A 14,643-nucleotide genomic window follows, 5' to 3' on the forward strand; every position below is an offset into this window, starting at 1 on the left:
GAGACCCCATGCGCCGCACCGTATTCTTCGTGTCCGACGGCACCGGCATCACCGCCGAAACGATCGGTCACAGCGTGCTGACCCAGTTCGAGAACGTCCAGTTCGACACCTATCGTCTGCCGTTCGTCGACGATCCGGACAAGGCCAAGCTGGCCGCCGACCGGATCAATCGCGCCTATGCGACCAGCGGCCTGCGTCCGATCGTCGTCAACACCGTCATCGATCCGGTCCTGAGCGCGCTGATCGGCGAGAGCGGCGCACTGATGCTCGACGTGTTCGCGCCGTTCATCGGACCGCTCGAGCAGGAGCTCGGCACGCCGCGCTCGCCGCGCGTCAACCGCGCGCACGGCCTGACCGATTTCGCCGAGTACGAGGCGCGCATCAACGCGACCAACTACGCGCTGACCCACGACGACGGCATCGACGTGAAATACGACGACGCCGAGGTGATCCTGGTCGGCGTCTCGCGCGTCGGCAAGACGCCGACCTGCCTGTACATGGCGCTGCACTACGGCGTGAAGGCGGCCAACTATCCGCTGACCGAGGAAGACCTCGAGAAGATCGAGCTGCCGGTGCGGCTGCGCCCGTTCCGCGACCGGCTCTACGGGCTGACGATCGACGCGGCGCGCCTGGCGCAAGTCCGCGAGGCGCGGCGGCCCGGCAGCCGTTACGCCAAGCTCGAGCAGTGCCGCCGCGAACTCGATCTGGCCGACAAGCTGTTCCGGCGCGAAGGACTGCCGGTGCAGAACACGACCGCGACCTCGATCGAGGAAATGGCCAGCAAGATCCTCTCGCGCCTCGGCATCGAGAAGCATCTGTTCTGACGCGAACGGCCGCGCGGGACGGGGCGTCATTGTACCCGGGATCGGCGCGCCGAAGCAGACTGCCCATCGCCGGTCGCGGCCACTATGATCGGCCGATGTCTGCTGTACTCGAATCGATCGAATCGGTCCTGCCCAGCCGTTTCGCGTATCTGATGGGCCTGTACGGTGAGAACTACCACCGGCTGGTGCGCCTGTTCGCGCCGCAGCGGCTGGGGGAGGGCACCTACGCCTCGAGCGTCGACGACGGCCTCGACGTGCGGCTCGACGTGCTCGAGCGGCACCGCTACACGCTGGATCTGCGCCTGACCTACTGCTTCGTCGACGACCACACCGGCGAACTATCGCCGTCGGCGCATCTGCGCCTGTATGCCGACGCGCACGTGGCCGAGGTCCTGCACTGCCATACCGACCGCCGCCTCAACCGCATCCTCGGGCCGCTGCCGCCGGCGCGCAGCGAGTTCCAGCAGCGCCTGCGCATGAGCTCGTTCCTGAATCGCTGGCTCGAATATCTGGCCGAGCAGGGCCACTCGATCGGCACGCTCGAGCCGGTGACCGCGCCGGCCTGAGCGCGATCGTTCAGCGTTCGATCGCGGCGTGCGCCGCGTAGGCTTCGAGCCGCTCGATCACGTCGTCCACGGCGATCAGGTCCATCACGCCCGGATGCTCGAGCTTGGTTCCCCACGGCAGATCGGCGGCCGCGCGGCCGCGGAAGCGGCGCGCGGCCGCGTCGTAGCGGTCCACGCACCAGCGCCGGTCCGAGTACGGACCGGAGCGGTTCGGATTGCTCGCGGCATGCAGGCCGAGCACGGCCGTGCCGACCGCATTGGCCATGTGCATCGGGCCCGAATCGGGCGCGAGCACCAGGTCGGCGCGTTCGAGCAGGGCCAGCAGCTGCTTGAGCGTGTCCTTGCCGATCAGGTCGATCGGCCGGGTCCGCATCGCCGCCAGGATCGCATCGCCGAAGCTGCGCTCGTAATCACTGGGGCCGCCGCAGAGCACGACGCGCCAGCCCAGCGCCGTCGCGGCGTGGTCCATCGCCGCCGCGTAGCGCTCCGGCCGCCAGTTGCGCACGCGATGGCTCGAGCACGGACTGACCAGCAGGGTCGGCGCACGGTCCGGCAGATGGCGCGTCGCGAATTCGCGGGCCTCGTCCGGAATCGGCAGATCCCAGCGCACCTCGGTCTGGCGCAGGCCGAGCGGTTCGAGGAAGCTCGCCATCGCATCGAGCACGTGCTCGCCGCTGCGCGCGGCGATGCGCCGGTTGACGGTCAGGCCGTGCAGATCCTTGGCGCGCGCGCGGTCGTAGCCGATGCGCAGCGGCGCGCGGACGAGCAGGCTCAGCAGGTTCGCGCGCAGCGCGACCTGCAGATGCAGCAGCGCATCGAAACGACGGCCGGACAGGGTCTGGCGCACCGCGCGAAAGCCGGCCAGGCCGGCGCCCTTGTCGAACGTGACGAACTCGACGCCCGGAATGTCGCCGACCAGGCGCCGCTCGAGCTTGCCGACCAGCCAGGTCAGCGCGGTATCCGGCCACTGCCGCTGCAGCGTGCGCACCAGCGGCACTACGTGGGTCACGTCGCCGATCGCCGAGGTGCGCAGGATACAGAGCGAGGCGGGCGGTGCGGCCGGTGACACCTGGGACATGCGCTAGACTGGGGAATGCGAGACGTTGACGGACCGCGCGAGCGCCCGCACCTTGGCAGAGCCATGATCGATGCGCAAGTCCAGCCGATGCCCGACGGCGCGGTGCTCTACGACGCCGCCGCCTTCGGCGCTGCCCCGCAGGCTGCCTGTTTCGAGCCGGCCGCTGCCGCGGCCGCCTGGCCGCGCGGCGGCCGCGGCGGTGTCGCGCTCGTCGACACGCCGGCCGGCCGCGGCGTGCTGCGCCACTATCGCCGCGGCGGTCTGGCCGCGCGGTTCAGCGCCGACCGCTATCTGTGGCTGGGGCTGGAGCGCACGCGCGCGTTTCGCGAATTCCGCCTGCTGATGCATCTGCGCGCGGCCGGATTGGCCGTTCCGGCCCCGCTGGCGGCGCGCGTACAACGCGAAGGCCTGCGCTACCGCGCCGATCTGGTGACCGGTCTGATCGCCGATGCGCGGACGCTGGCCGAAACGATCCACGACGGCAGGGCCGACGGTGACCTCGCGGCGCGCATCGGGCAGGCGATCGCGCGCCTGCATGGCGCCGGCTGCTGGCACGCCGATCTGAACGCCCACAACGTCCTGATCGATGCGACCGGCACCGTCTGGCTGATCGATTTCGACCGCGGCCGTCTGCGCGCGCCGGCGCTCGGCTGGCAGCAGCAGAATCTGGCGCGTCTGCACCGCTCGCTTGAGAAGATCGGCGCGCGGCGCCAGTCAGCTGCGTTCGACGCGCGATTCTGGCATCCGCTGCTGGCGGCCTATCACGCCGGACTGGCCGGCGCTGCCACGACGCGAGGCCTGCGATGAGCCTGGCGCTGCGCTTCCTCGGCGTCGGCAATGCGCAGGCGGTCGAGCTCGGCTCGGCCGCTGCGGTGCTCGAGCGCGACGGCCGCCCGCTGCTGCTGATCGATTGCGGACCGGAGGCCTTGACGGCCTATCTGGACCGCTACGGCGCCCTGCCGCCGGCGATCTACATCACGCATGCACACATGGACCACGTCGGTGGCCTCGAGCGTGCGTTCTATCGCAGCTACTTCGACGCGTCCACGCGCGGCCGCGTGCGCCTCTACGCGCACGCGGCCCTGGTGCCGGTGCTGCAGGCGCGCGTGGCGGACTATCCGGAGGTGCTCGCCGAGGGCGGCGCCAACTTCTGGGACGGGTTCCACCTGATCCCGCTGTCGCGCAGCTTCTGGCACGAAGGCTTGCGCTTCGAGGTCTTCGCGACGCGCCATCACGCGCCGGACACCTCGTTCGGCCTTGCGCTGCGCGCGAGCTTCGTCTGGACCGGCGACACGCGGCCGATCCCGGAGATGCTTTCCCATTACGCCGCGTCCGGCGAGACCGTCGCGCACGACTGCGGCGTGGTCGGCAATCCGTCGCATACCGGCCTCGACGACCTGGCGCGCGAGTATGCGCCGGACCTGCGCCGCCGCCTGGTGCTGTATCACTACGGCAGCGAGGCCGATGCCGCGGTGCTGGCGGCGGCCGGCTATCATGTGGCCTGCCGCGACGAGGTTCTCGCGCTGCGGGACCCGGATCCGGCGGTTGTCGTAGGAGCAAGCTGATGGGCCGACCGATACCGTTCCAGCTCGACGCCGGCCCGCGCGACCGGCGCGACCGGCCGTTGCGCGACCTGCGCATCTCGGTCCTGGACCGCTGCAACTTCCGCTGCCCGTACTGCATGCCGGAAGAGGACTACCCGCGCGACCACCGTTTCCTCGGCAAGGCCGAGCGCCTGCGTTTCGAGGAGATCACGCGGCTGGCCGGGCTGTTCGCGGGCCTTGGCGTGCGCAAGCTGCGGCTGACCGGCGGCGAACCGCTGCTGCGGCGCGATCTGCCGGCCCTGGTCGGCATGCTGAGCGCGATTCCCGGCATCGAGGACGTGGCGCTGACGACCAACGGCAGCCTGCTGGCCGCGCGCGTCGACGCGCTGCGCGAGGCCGGGCTCGGCCGCATCACGCTCAGCCTCGACACGATCGATCCGGACACGTTCCGCACGATGTCGGGCGGGCAGGGCGATCTGGCCGTGGTGCTCGATGCGATCGGTGCAGCCGAGCGCGCCGGCTATACGCAGATGAAGATCAACTGCGTGGTCATGCGCGGCGTCAACGACCATCAGGTGCCGGCGCTGGTCGAGCACTTCCGCGGCAGCGGCCACGTGCTGCGTTTCATCGAGTACATGGACGTGGGCACCTGCAATGGCTGGAAGCTCGACCGCGTCGTGCCGAGCGCCGAGCTGCGCCGGCGCATCGCCGAGCGCTGGCCGCTGGTCGCGCTGCCGGCGCACTACAGCGGCGAGGTCGCCTCGCGCTACCGGTTCGCCGACGGCGGCGGCGAGATCGGCTTCATCAGCTCGGTCAGCGAGCCGTTCTGCGGCGACTGCTCGCGCGCGCGGCTGTCGGCCGACGGCCGGCTCTACACCTGCCTGTTCGGGCGCAGCGGCCACGACCTGCGCGGCGCCCTGCGCGCCGGCGCCGACGATGGCGAACTGGCGGGCCTGATCCGCGCGGTCTGGCAGGCGCGCGGCGACCGCTACAGCGAGCTGCGCGGCATCGAGACTGTACGCAGCCGCGAGCGGATCGAGATGTACGAGATCGGAGGCTGACGCGCGATGAGCGGCCTGAGCCATGTCGACGCCGACGGCCGTCCGACGATGGTCGACGTCGGCGACAAGCCGGTGACGCGTCGCAGCGCGGTCGCCGAGGCGCGCGTGCAGTTTCCGCCCGAGGTCGCCGCGCAGTTGCGTGAGTCCGGCCTGCGCTCGGCGAAAGGACCGGTCGTCGATACCGCGATCATCGCCGGCACGATGGCGGTCAAGCGCACGCACGAGCTGATCCCGTTCTGCCATCCGCTGCCGGTCGAGCGCTGCCGCATCAGCGCGGACTTCGGCCCGGACGACGTGCTGGTGATCCGCTGCGAGGTCGCGGTCGTCCACAAGACCGGCGTCGAGATGGAGGCGTTGACCGGTGCCAGCGTCGCGGCGCTGACCGTCTACGACATGTGCAAGGCGCTCAGCCATGCGATCCGCATCGATGGCATCCGCCTGATCGGCAAGACCGGCGGCAAGCGCGATTTCGAAGAGGCAACCTGACGTGAAGTATCGGCTGTTGTATTTCGCGAGCCTGGCCGACGCGGCCGGCCGCACCGAGGAGGCCGTCGTCAGCGATGCCGGCGATCCGGGCGCGCTGTATGCGCAGCTGCGCGAGCGGCATGGTTTCCGATTCGATCCGGCACGCCTGCGCGTCGCCGTCAACGGCGCGCTCGCCGACTGGAGCCAGACGCTGCGCGATGGCGACGAGGTCGTGTTCCTGCCGCCGGTGTCGGGCGGATGAGCGCGTTCGCGCTGATCGGGCGCCCGATCGATGCCGCGGCCGAGCGCCGTCATCTCGACCATCCGGCCGCCGGCGCCTGCGTGACGTTCGAGGGCTGGGTGCGCGACCACAACGAGGGACGTCCGGTGCTGCGTCTGGATTATCAGGCCTATGCCGCCCTGGCCGAGCGAGAAGGCGAGGCGATCCTGAGCGATGCCTGCGCGCGTTTTCCGATCCGTGCCGCGCGTTGTCTGCACCGGGTCGGCCGGCTCGAGATCGGCGATCTTGCCGTGTGGGTCGGCGTCAGCGCCGATCATCGCGGCGCGGCCTTCGATGCCTGCCGCTGGATCATCGACGAGATCAAGCGACGCGTGCCGATCTGGAAGAACGAGCACTATGCCGACGGCGAGTCCGGCTGGCTGCATCCGGACGGGTCCGCCGCCGGAGCGGTGCAATTCCCGGGCTCCACGCTGTCCGCGTCCTGAGCGAGCCGCTTCCTGAGCTAGCGTGGAGCCAGCCGCCGACAGCCGGGCGCGCATTGGCGCGCTCAGGCCATCGGCCGCGCGCGATCAGCCGCTCGCGGGAATGACGCCGCAGGCGATGCGCGTACCGGAGTTGCCGGCCGGCTGGCTCGTGTAGTCGTCCGGCGCTTCGTGCACGACGACGGCTCGGCCGAGCACGTCGTTCTGCCCGCCGATCGAGACGCCCTCGACGATCACGTCGACATTGGCGACACCGCCTCCGTCGGCGACGAGATTGCGGATGTCGCCAGCGTGATGCGCGCCGCCGTCGGGATTGCCGTGCGGGGTGCTGGCCGGATTGAAGTGACCGCCGGCGCTGCTCGCGTCCGGTGCGCTGCAGTCGCCTTTCTCGTGGATGTGGAAGCCGTGTTCGGACCCGGGCGTCAGGCCGTCGACCTTGCCGGTGATGCGCACGCCGGTGCCGGCCGATGCCAGCGTGAGCTCGCCGTGGACGCTGCGGCCCTGCGTCGGCGCGAGACTGACCTTGACGGTCTTGCCGGCCGCACCCGGTGCCGTACCGCCCCTGCCGGCATCGTCGGTCGAAGAACACCCGATCAGGAGCGCCGCTGCGGCCAGTGCCGTGATCCGTGCTGCTGTCATCGTGCGCATGACTCACCTCACCTCATTGCTGAAAAACCGTGCGCAGTGTGCCTCATTGCGAGGTACCCGCGCTGAATCGGCCGTCCCATCGCCGCGATGCCGTGATGATCGCGCTCAGGTGCCGTGCCGGATTCGCGCGTCGGCGGCGGCATGCGCTTCGGCGGGCGCTCAGGTTGCTGGCGGATGTCCCAATGCCGATGCGTATGGATCGCCGCGTTCAGGCGGGGTCGCGCACGACCGTGCTCTCTTGGATCGCCCCTCACACCGGAGACACTCATGAACATCCGTCCGCTCCTGTTCGCGTCGGTGTTGCTGGCCGCCGCGCCGCTCGCATGGGCTTATGGCTCGGCCGACGACACCAAGCAGAAGGAAAAGGCCAAGCAGGATCCGTATGCGGTTCAGGGTTCCGGGCCGCACAAGTTCAACGACCTCAAAGGCCACGAAAAGGGCTATCTGACGCTCGAGGACGTCGAGCCGAACAGTTGGTTGGCCGGCAATTTCGCGCGTTGCGACGAGAACAAGGACAGCCGTCTGGTCGAAGCCGAATACGACGCGTGTCAGCCGGTGCGGTAAGCCGTAGGGTGGCGTCGCCTCCACGCAGGCGGCGCCGCCCGGCGTCTGGCTAGGCGCGCCGCAGGTTGCGCGCCTGTTCGAGCCATTCGGCACCGGACACGATGCGCATGTCGGTGTGCAGCACGTCGGTGGCCAGCCGTTCCAATGCGCGCAGTACCACGTGCGCATTGCGAATAGCGGCCTGTTCTCCGGCGGCTCCGTCGACGGCGAGTTCGTACCATGCGTAACCGCGCGGCGACTGATGGCACGCGGTCAGCTGGAAACGAGGGCCTTCCTTCGGACGCAGACCTGCGAGGTTGTTGACGGCCGCGTCGACCTCGACGATGGCCATGAAGCGCCATAGCGGCGCGGATGCGGGAATGTTCATGCCGATCTCCGCCTGGACGACGGCGCCGCGATCGAGCCTGGGAGCGCCTGCGCAATCTCGATCGCCCGTCTCCGCAGAGCATGCGCCGTGGAGCTTTAAATAATCGTTACAGCCTCGCTCCGGTGTTCGAATTCGCGGCCGGGTTCACGAAAAGCCCGAGCACGAAGGCGCACGGCCACGCGGTCACGAGCGGGAACCAGTCGACGCGCATGGTGGAATAGGGGGCGCGCATCGGCGGCGACAGGCAGCGCTCTCGAGCTTCGGAGGTCGGCAACCCCGGGCTCCGAACGGACGAGGACATCGGGCGTGCGCCGGCGGCGACAGCATCGGCTGGGGACGCTGGTCAGCCCAGGCGCAGCGCCAGTTCCGCCGGCGAGCAGGGCACGCCGAGATGGAAACCCTGCAGCGAGGTGCAGCCCAGTTCGGTCAGCAGGCTCTGCTGCTCGGCGGTCTCCACGCCCTCGGCGATGACGGCCAGATTCAGCGTGCGGCCGAGCGCGATGATCGCCGACACGATCGCGGCATCCTCGCTGCCGCGCTTGAGATCCTTGACGAAGGCGCGGTCGATCTTGAGCTCGCTGGCCGGCAGTCGCTTCAGGTACAGCAGGCTCGAGTAGCCGGTACCGAAATCGTCGATCGAGATGCCGACGCCGAGTTCGGCGAGTCGCTGCAGAATCGCGAGGCTTGCTTCGGGGTCGCGCATCGCGGTCGATTCGGTGATCTCCAGCACCAGCGATCCGGGCGGGATCGCATGTGCCGCCAGCGCATCGCTGATCTTGCCGAACAGACCCGGCGATCGAAACTGCACCGGCGACAGGTTGACCGATACCGACGGCACGTCCAGTCCCTGCGCGCGCCACTCGGCGAACTGGCGACAGGCTTCGTGGATCACCCAGCGGCCGATGTCCAGGATCAGCCCGCTCTTCTCGGCCAGCGGAATGAAGCGGTCGGGCAGGATCAGGCCGCGCTGCGGATGGTGCCAGCGCAGCAGGGCTTCGACACCGACCGGCGGGCCGGACGGCGCCTTCAGCTTGATCTGGTAGTGCAGCGAGAACTGTTGCAGTCCGAGTGCGCGGCGCAGGTCCTGGGCCAGCGCCAGCTCCTCGTGAGCACCGCAGTTCATCGACGGCTCGAACAGGCAATAGGCGTTGCGGCCCAGATCCTTGGCCGAGTACATCGCGGCGTCGGCGTTGGCGAGCAGCTCGCGCGCGCTGGTGCCGTCGGGCCCGAAGATCGCGATGCCGACGCTCCCGGTGATGCCGATCTCGTTGTGTTCGACCTGCACCGGCACGGCGATCTGCCGCAGCATTTTCTCCGCGAGCGTGGCCGCGTCGGAGGTGTCGTCGATGTCGGCGAGCGCGACGAACTCGTCGCCGCCCAGACGCGCCAGCGTATCGCCGCCCCGCATGCTGGCCTGCAGGCGCTGGGCCAGTTCGCGCAGCAGCTTGTCGCCGACCGGATGGCCATAGGCGTCGTTGACGGCCTTGAAGCCATCGAGGTCGATGAACAGCAGCGCGAAGCGATAGTCGTTGCGCGAGGCGCGCCGGATCGCGTGCTCCAGGCGGTCCTCGAGCAGCAGCCGGTTCGGCAGCTTGGTCAGGTTGTCGTGCAGCGCGAGATAGGTCAGCTCCTGGTTAGCCTTTTTCAGCGAATCGGTCAGCAGGGCGGTGCGCTCCTGCAGGCGGCGGTCGAGCAGCGCGGTCAGCAGCGCCATGCCGAGGATCCCGAACGTGGCGGTGCCGACCAGGCTGGCAAGCCAGTGCTGCGGGATGCCGCCCGACAGGGCAGCGCCGCAGAAGCTGCCTTGCGGAAACCGCGCTGCGGCCATCCCGGTGTAGTGCATGCCGACGATCGCCAGGCCCATGATCAGCGCGGCGACCAGCCGGCGGCGGCCGACACCCTTGCCGTCGTCGCTGCGCAACGAGAACGCGATCCACAGTGCCGTGCCGGCTGCCGCGATCGCGATCAGGATCGATCCGGCGAACCATGCCGGGTCGTAGTCGATGCCCGGCTCCATGCGCATCGCCGCCATGCCGACGTAATGCATCGCGGCGATGCCGCTGCCCAATATGGCGGCTGCGAAACACAATCGGCGCGGCGGCAGGCTGGGACCGGACACGACCCACAGCGCGTAGCCGGAACTGGCGATCGCAATCAGCAGCGAGTACAGCGTGATCGCGAGGTCGTAACCGAGCGGGATCGGCAGCTGGAACGCCAGCATGCCGATGAAATGCATCGACCAGATGCCAAAGCCCATCGCGATCGCGCCGCCGATCAGCCAGCCGCGCGCCGCCCAGCCGCGGCTGGCGTCGATGCGGCCGGCCATGTCGAGCGCGACGAACGAGGCGAGCGCTGCGACCAGGAACGAGGTCGCGACCAGCGCTGGGTTGTAGGTGCCGATCAGCATCGACGTGGCCAGGAAGGATTTTTCCCAAAATAGCAATTTGCATGCCATGGAAAGAGGCGTGCCTCGCGGTGCCGCGAAGGCGCGGCGATCGCGCGGCGACGGGATGCGGTCCGAAACTGACGAAAACGTCAGGTCCGGGTACGCGGATGAGGTGAATCCGGGCGGGCTCATGGGCGGGTGGCGCGGCATTCGGGGCGTCGACGCTCGCGGGGGCGCTCGCTATCGCGACACGGCCGGGCATCAGGTGTCGTCCAGGACGATGGCCGGTGCCCGTCCCGTCGAAGAGAGCCGGAGGTCGGAGCAGGGGCAGGCCGTTCGCTCCGGTCGGCGTGCCCGGCGCGCGAACCGGGCGGTGCCGCGTAGCCGGACGTGGCCGTGAGGCGGCGTCCGAGCGGCGAGGCACGCGGACCGGCCCGCGTCCGAACCGAAGAAGCCTGCGTCCGATGCCTGCATCCGAACGGCGGCGATCTGCGTAGAGATGTCACACGAACCGCAGCGGAACCTGGCATACCATGGCCACCGACCCCACGAGGAGAGCGCCGCCCCCGCGAGCGGCAAGCCCGGTGTCCATCCCGCCGCCCGCACCGCGCGACGCCCATGACTGGACCGGCGACATGCTGGCGGTCTCCCGGCTGCGCGACCGCGCCAGCTTCATGCGCATCTATGACCACTTCATGCCGCGGCTCTGCCTCTACCTGCGTGGCCTCGGCAGTCCGGACGCGGTCGCCGAGGAGCTCGCGCAGGAGGCCCTGCTGCGTCTGTGGCATCGGGCCGCGCAGTACGATCCGCAGCACGGCGCCGTGTCCACCTGGCTGTTCCGCATCGGCCGCAACCTGCACATCGACCGCGTGCGATGCGAGCAGGGCTGGGTCCAGGTGCTCGAGGACGCGGTGCCCGCCAGCGACGAGGATCTGGCGCATCCGTTTTCGGCCGCGGAAGACTACGCCGAACATGCGCGCCTGCAGCGCCGCATCCAGGAACTGCCGGCGATCCAGGCGCGGCTGATGCGCATGTCCTACTTCGAGTCCAAGAGCCATCAGGAAATCGCCGACGAGCTGCAGATGCCGCTGGGCACCGTGAAGTCGCACCTGCGCCGCGCGTTCCTGCGCCTGCAGGGTCAAATACGAGATCAGCCGTGAATCCGCATCATCATCTGGATCCCTCCACCGTGGTCAGCTACGCGGCCGGCGCCCTGGCGCTGGAAGTGGCGATCGTCGCCGCCACGCACCTGGAGACCTGCGCGCACTGCCGAGGCCGCGTCGGCGAGGCCGAACGTATCGGCGGTCAGCTGGTCGAGCAGCAGCAGCCGTCCGCGGCGGACGCGGACCGCCTGGCAGACCTGCGCGCCTCGATCCTGCATCGCCTCGACGAGGCGGCAGCACCGGTCGCCGCGGCCATGGCGCGCGGCGCGCCGTACGAGGACGACGATCGGCTGCCGACGCCGCTGCACCCGTACTTCGGCACCTCGTACCGCAGCTTGAAGTGGCGCTGGATGGCGCCCGGCGTGCACTGCATCCGCGCTTCGGGCACCCGGACCGGCACCCTGCTGATGCTGAAGATCGGTGCCGGCCGCAGCATGCCGGTGCACGGTCATGGCGGGACCGAGCTGACCCAGATCCTGCGCGGCGCCTACCACGACGCACTCGGTCACTTCGCGCCCGGCGACGTCGCCGATCTCGACAGCGACGTCGAGCACCAGCCGGTGACCGTGCCGGGTGCGGCCTGCATCTGCGTGTCGGCGCTCGATGCGCCGCTGCGCTTCCCCGGGTGGCTGGCGCGCAAGCTGCAGCCGCTGTTCAAGCTGTGAAGCGGTCCAAGCGGCGGGTGGAGGACGGGGCGGCGACCAGGATCTGGAGGCGATGTCCCGGCAGATGGCACCTGAGGCCTGGTCCCCGTCCGGGATGCCGCTCGGCGCCGCCGCCGCACCTGCGCGCTGCGAGGACGCCTGCCGTCCAGAACGGTGTGAAACCGGCGACGAGCGCCCGTCCTGACGCGCCGCGCTCTTCTGGCCGTTCCGATGCTCGCGGGGCTGGGCTGATTGTGGCTGATGGCATTCCTCCTGTTCGCCGAGGGCATGCCGAGGCCTCCATGACAGCGCAGCGGCGGTGAATCCGGACCGAGGTGTCTCCTCAGGTCCCGGCTGCGTTGGCTGACTTCACCACACGACCCGAAACGATTCTTCGTCCCTGCTTCCCCGCGCCCGGCGGGGATCGTGCGCAGGTGGACTCGGTCGCGACGGAGCCGGCGCCGTTCGCGACGAGCGAGGTGCGGGGTGCGAGGCTTCCGCTGCCATCCGCAGCGATGGCCTGGCGGCCAACGGCGCAATGGCGACCGAACCTGCGCATGGCGGATCGATCGCCCCGCCGGATCGGGCAGGCTGCTCGCCCGATCGGCGCCTTCGTATGGCGCGTCGGCCGAAGGCGGATCGGGCGACGAGCTGTCGATGCGCTTGATTTCGGGCGCGCTTCAATGCGATGGACATCCGGCACAGAGTTCGAAGCCGTCGAGGAAGATCTCATCGCCGGTCTCGAGCTCTCCCAGTTCGTAGGCGCCGATGTCGGCGGCCTTGCCGATGATGCGCGGGAAACCCTTGCCGCGTTGATCGTACTCATGGCCGTTGTCGTCGCCTGCATCCACCGCCGGGCTGTCCGGAGGCAATGCGTGGGTCCAGGTCGGGCCGCCGTTGTCGGCCAGCGCCCCGAGCATCGGCTCATCGGAGATGGTGTCGGCCGGCAGTTGCAGCGGCGAATAGCCGATCAGGTTGTGACTGCCGGATACCGCCGTGGTGGTGCCGCCGCTGCCGATGTCCGACGACAGGCCGCCACTGCCGTCGTCGAGCAGGTTGCCGGCGATGATGCTGTTGGCGATATGCGTGGGAATGTCGCCATTGCCCAGCAGCAGCCCGGCTCCGTACGGCACGTTCTTGGCATTGCGCTCGATGTTGAGCGTGATGGTGCTGTTGATCACCGTCAGCTGCGAGGTCATGCCGACGTACAGACCGGCACCGATGACGGATTCGGCGGCGACATTGCCGGAAATGGTGCTGCTGACGATGTCGATCGGATCGCCGTACATCGCGTCCATCATCAGCAGCCCCCCATTGCTGCCCGCGATGTTGTTGGCGATGGTGGTGTTGCGCGCTGCGCCGCCGCCGAACACCCAGGCTCCGCCCGATTGCCCCTTCAGGCCATTGTCGGCGCCGCGGGCGGTGTTGCCGGCGATGGTGGTCCGGTTGAACTCGGCCCGTCCCATCGAGAACACGCCGCCGCCTACGCCGAAGCCGCTCAGGTTCGCCGGGCCGTCGCTGAGTACCCGGTTGCCGGTGATCGAGGTGCCGTCGAGATAGAGCCCGGCTGCGGCGTAGACGCCGCCGCCCATGGCATTGCGATCGCCGTCGACCCGGGCCGTGCAGTCGCGCACAGCCGCATTCATCAGGAAAACGGTACCGCTCGAAGCGATGCAGCCGCCGCGGGCAGGACCTGCGGCGGGCTCGTTGCGCCCGTTGCGGACGGTGAGGCCGTTGATCAGGAAGCCGCTGCTGCCGTCGTGCTCGAACACGGGCGAACGGTCGTCGCCGTCGATGGCGAGCTGGTCGGCGGACGGGCCGACCAGGAATATCTCATCCTGCGGTATACGGATCACGCCGGTCTCCAGCGTGATCGTGCTGCAGGTCAGCCCGGACAGATCGATGGTGTCGCCGCTGCCGGCCTGAGTGTCGATGACCCAGCGCAGGCTGCCCGGCCCATTGTCGTTGCAGTTCTCGATGATCCAGGTTTTGGTGCCCTCGGGTACGGCCGGCTCGGTCATCGGCCGCGGCGATGCGGTCGTATCGATCGCGAGCGGGCTGGCAAGGCCGTTGGCGACCGTAAGGGTGCCGAGGACGGCCAGCACGAGAGGCTTGAGCCGCGGTGTTCGCGGCGCATGAATGACGGACATGATGAAGAACTCCTGGATGGAGAGAAATTCCGGCGCGCAGCCGGGAAGAGGTCAATCGGTGCCGGCCTGGAAGCCGTCGCGGAAAATCAGGTCGTCCGGGGCCGGCGCCGCCTCGAACGCGCCGACGTCGATCGCGGCGCCTTGCACGCGCGCCCTGCCGTCGGCATCGAAGGTGCCCGCGCCGCCCTGCGGGCTGTCGGTGCCGCTGTCGATCAGCGGAGAGTGCGGCCGAAGGCGGGCGTCGTTCACCGACACGAATCCCGGATCGCCCGTGCCGGGCGCGATGTTGCCGGCGGGGGATCCTTCGATGGAGCCGTAGTGCACTCGCGTCAGCACGACGCCGGCGCCATTGATCCACAGATCCTGGGTATCGTCGTCGCCATCGTTGCCCCAGGTCACGCTGTTGCTCAGATGGATCAGGCCATTGTCGAAGGTGATCAGCGTGATGCCGCTGCCCAGC

The 14,643-nt window shown here is 69.4% G+C and carries 17 protein-coding genes; 11 read left to right on the top strand and 6 right to left on the bottom strand.

All coding sequences use genetic code 11. The features are described from left to right. The first annotated feature begins 8 nt into the window (after positions 1–8). Together ppsR and VMR06_RS00565 are read left to right on the top strand one after the other, a co-directional pair. A complete protein-coding gene (gene ppsR, locus VMR06_RS00560; protein WP_325371896.1) occupies positions 9–824 on the top strand; it encodes a posphoenolpyruvate synthetase regulatory kinase/phosphorylase PpsR in 816 nt (271 codons plus the stop codon). A gap of 95 nt (positions 825–919) precedes the next feature. After that, complete coding sequence (locus VMR06_RS00565) at positions 920–1,390, top strand: DUF1249 domain-containing protein (protein WP_325371898.1); 471 nt, start codon at positions 920–922, stop codon at positions 1,388–1,390. Positions 1,391–1,400: 10 nt separating this feature from the next. Here VMR06_RS00565 and VMR06_RS00570 read toward each other — a convergent pair whose 3' ends face one another. Continuing rightward, entirely contained in the window at positions 1,401–2,468 is a 1,068-nt protein-coding gene (locus VMR06_RS00570) for a glycosyltransferase family 9 protein (RefSeq protein ID WP_325371900.1), read from the bottom strand. 63 nt (positions 2,469–2,531) lie between these two features. Between VMR06_RS00570 and VMR06_RS00575 the strand changes: the two genes are divergently transcribed. The 6 genes from VMR06_RS00575 to VMR06_RS00600 are packed head-to-tail and all read left to right on the top strand — an operon-like array spanning position 2,532 to position 6,264. Next, complete coding sequence (locus VMR06_RS00575) at positions 2,532–3,275, top strand: 3-deoxy-D-manno-octulosonic acid kinase (protein ID WP_325371902.1); 744 nt, start codon at positions 2,532–2,534, stop codon at positions 3,273–3,275. Next, positions 3,272–4,033: an MBL fold metallo-hydrolase gene (locus VMR06_RS00580; protein ID WP_325371904.1), complete on the top strand. Its 762-nt coding sequence runs from the start codon at positions 3,272–3,274 to the stop codon at positions 4,031–4,033. Before VMR06_RS00575 ends, VMR06_RS00580 begins: the two co-directional genes overlap by 4 nt. Beyond that, positions 4,033–5,073: a GTP 3',8-cyclase MoaA gene (moaA, locus tag VMR06_RS00585; protein ID WP_325371906.1), complete on the top strand. Its 1,041-nt coding sequence runs from the start codon at positions 4,033–4,035 to the stop codon at positions 5,071–5,073. Before VMR06_RS00580 ends, moaA begins: the two co-directional genes overlap by 1 nt. 6 nt (positions 5,074–5,079) lie before the next feature. Further along, positions 5,080–5,559 carry a cyclic pyranopterin monophosphate synthase MoaC gene (gene moaC, locus VMR06_RS00590; protein ID WP_325371908.1) on the top strand — a complete coding sequence of 160 codons (480 nt, stop codon included), beginning with the start codon at positions 5,080–5,082 and terminating at the stop codon, positions 5,557–5,559. A 1-nt stretch (position 5,560) separates the two neighbouring features. Beyond that, entirely contained in the window at positions 5,561–5,800 is a 240-nt protein-coding gene (locus VMR06_RS00595) for a MoaD/ThiS family protein (protein ID WP_325371910.1), read from the top strand. Continuing rightward, positions 5,797–6,264: a molybdenum cofactor biosynthesis protein MoaE gene (locus VMR06_RS00600; protein ID WP_325371912.1), complete on the top strand. Its 468-nt coding sequence runs from the start codon at positions 5,797–5,799 to the stop codon at positions 6,262–6,264. Before VMR06_RS00595 ends, VMR06_RS00600 begins: the two co-directional genes overlap by 4 nt. Positions 6,265–6,348: 84 nt before the next feature. Here the strand turns inward: VMR06_RS00600 and VMR06_RS00605 are convergent, their stop codons facing one another. Continuing rightward, a complete protein-coding gene (locus VMR06_RS00605) occupies positions 6,349–6,909 on the bottom strand; it encodes a superoxide dismutase family protein (RefSeq protein WP_414648034.1) in 561 nt (186 codons plus the stop codon). 267 nt (positions 6,910–7,176) lie between these two features. On the opposite strand from VMR06_RS00605, the gene VMR06_RS00610 reads away from it, so the two are divergent. Next, positions 7,177–7,473: a hypothetical protein gene (locus VMR06_RS00610; protein WP_325371916.1), complete on the top strand. Its 297-nt coding sequence runs from the start codon at positions 7,177–7,179 to the stop codon at positions 7,471–7,473. Positions 7,474–7,522: 49 nt separating this feature from the next. Here VMR06_RS00610 and VMR06_RS00615 read toward each other — a convergent pair whose 3' ends face one another. Both VMR06_RS00615 and VMR06_RS00620 read right to left on the bottom strand, forming a co-directional pair. After that, positions 7,523–7,840, bottom strand: a complete 318-nt coding sequence (locus VMR06_RS00615; RefSeq protein ID WP_325371918.1) for a hypothetical protein — start codon at positions 7,838–7,840, stop codon at positions 7,523–7,525. Between the two features lie 343 nt (positions 7,841–8,183). After that, positions 8,184–10,244, bottom strand: a complete 2,061-nt coding sequence (locus VMR06_RS00620; RefSeq protein ID WP_414648035.1) for a putative bifunctional diguanylate cyclase/phosphodiesterase — start codon at positions 10,242–10,244, stop codon at positions 8,184–8,186. A 617-nt stretch (positions 10,245–10,861) separates the two neighbouring features. Here VMR06_RS00620 and VMR06_RS00625 point away from each other — a divergent pair. Both VMR06_RS00625 and VMR06_RS00630 read left to right on the top strand, forming a co-directional pair. Then, the gene (locus VMR06_RS00625; protein ID WP_325371931.1) at positions 10,862–11,386 is read left to right on the top strand and encodes a sigma-70 family RNA polymerase sigma factor; all 525 of its coding nucleotides are present in this window, start codon (positions 10,862–10,864) and stop codon (positions 11,384–11,386) included. Then, the gene (locus tag VMR06_RS00630) at positions 11,383–12,054 is read left to right on the top strand and encodes a ChrR family anti-sigma-E factor (RefSeq protein ID WP_325371922.1); all 672 of its coding nucleotides are present in this window, start codon (positions 11,383–11,385) and stop codon (positions 12,052–12,054) included. Before VMR06_RS00625 ends, VMR06_RS00630 begins: the two co-directional genes overlap by 4 nt. Positions 12,055–12,713: 659 nt before the next feature. Here VMR06_RS00630 and VMR06_RS00635 read toward each other — a convergent pair. Both VMR06_RS00635 and VMR06_RS00640 read right to left on the bottom strand, forming a co-directional pair. After that, positions 12,714–14,183: a choice-of-anchor Q domain-containing protein gene (locus VMR06_RS00635; RefSeq protein ID WP_325371924.1), complete on the bottom strand. Its 1,470-nt coding sequence runs from the start codon at positions 14,181–14,183 to the stop codon at positions 12,714–12,716. A gap of 51 nt (positions 14,184–14,234) precedes the next feature. After that, a partial coding sequence (locus VMR06_RS00640; RefSeq protein ID WP_325371926.1) for a choice-of-anchor Q domain-containing protein occupies positions 14,235–14,643 on the bottom strand: 409 nt, incomplete at its 5' end.

The sequence above is a fragment of the Dokdonella sp. genome, assembly GCF_035511235.1.
In the GTDB taxonomy this organism is placed as follows: domain Bacteria; phylum Pseudomonadota; class Gammaproteobacteria; order Xanthomonadales; family Rhodanobacteraceae; genus Dokdonella.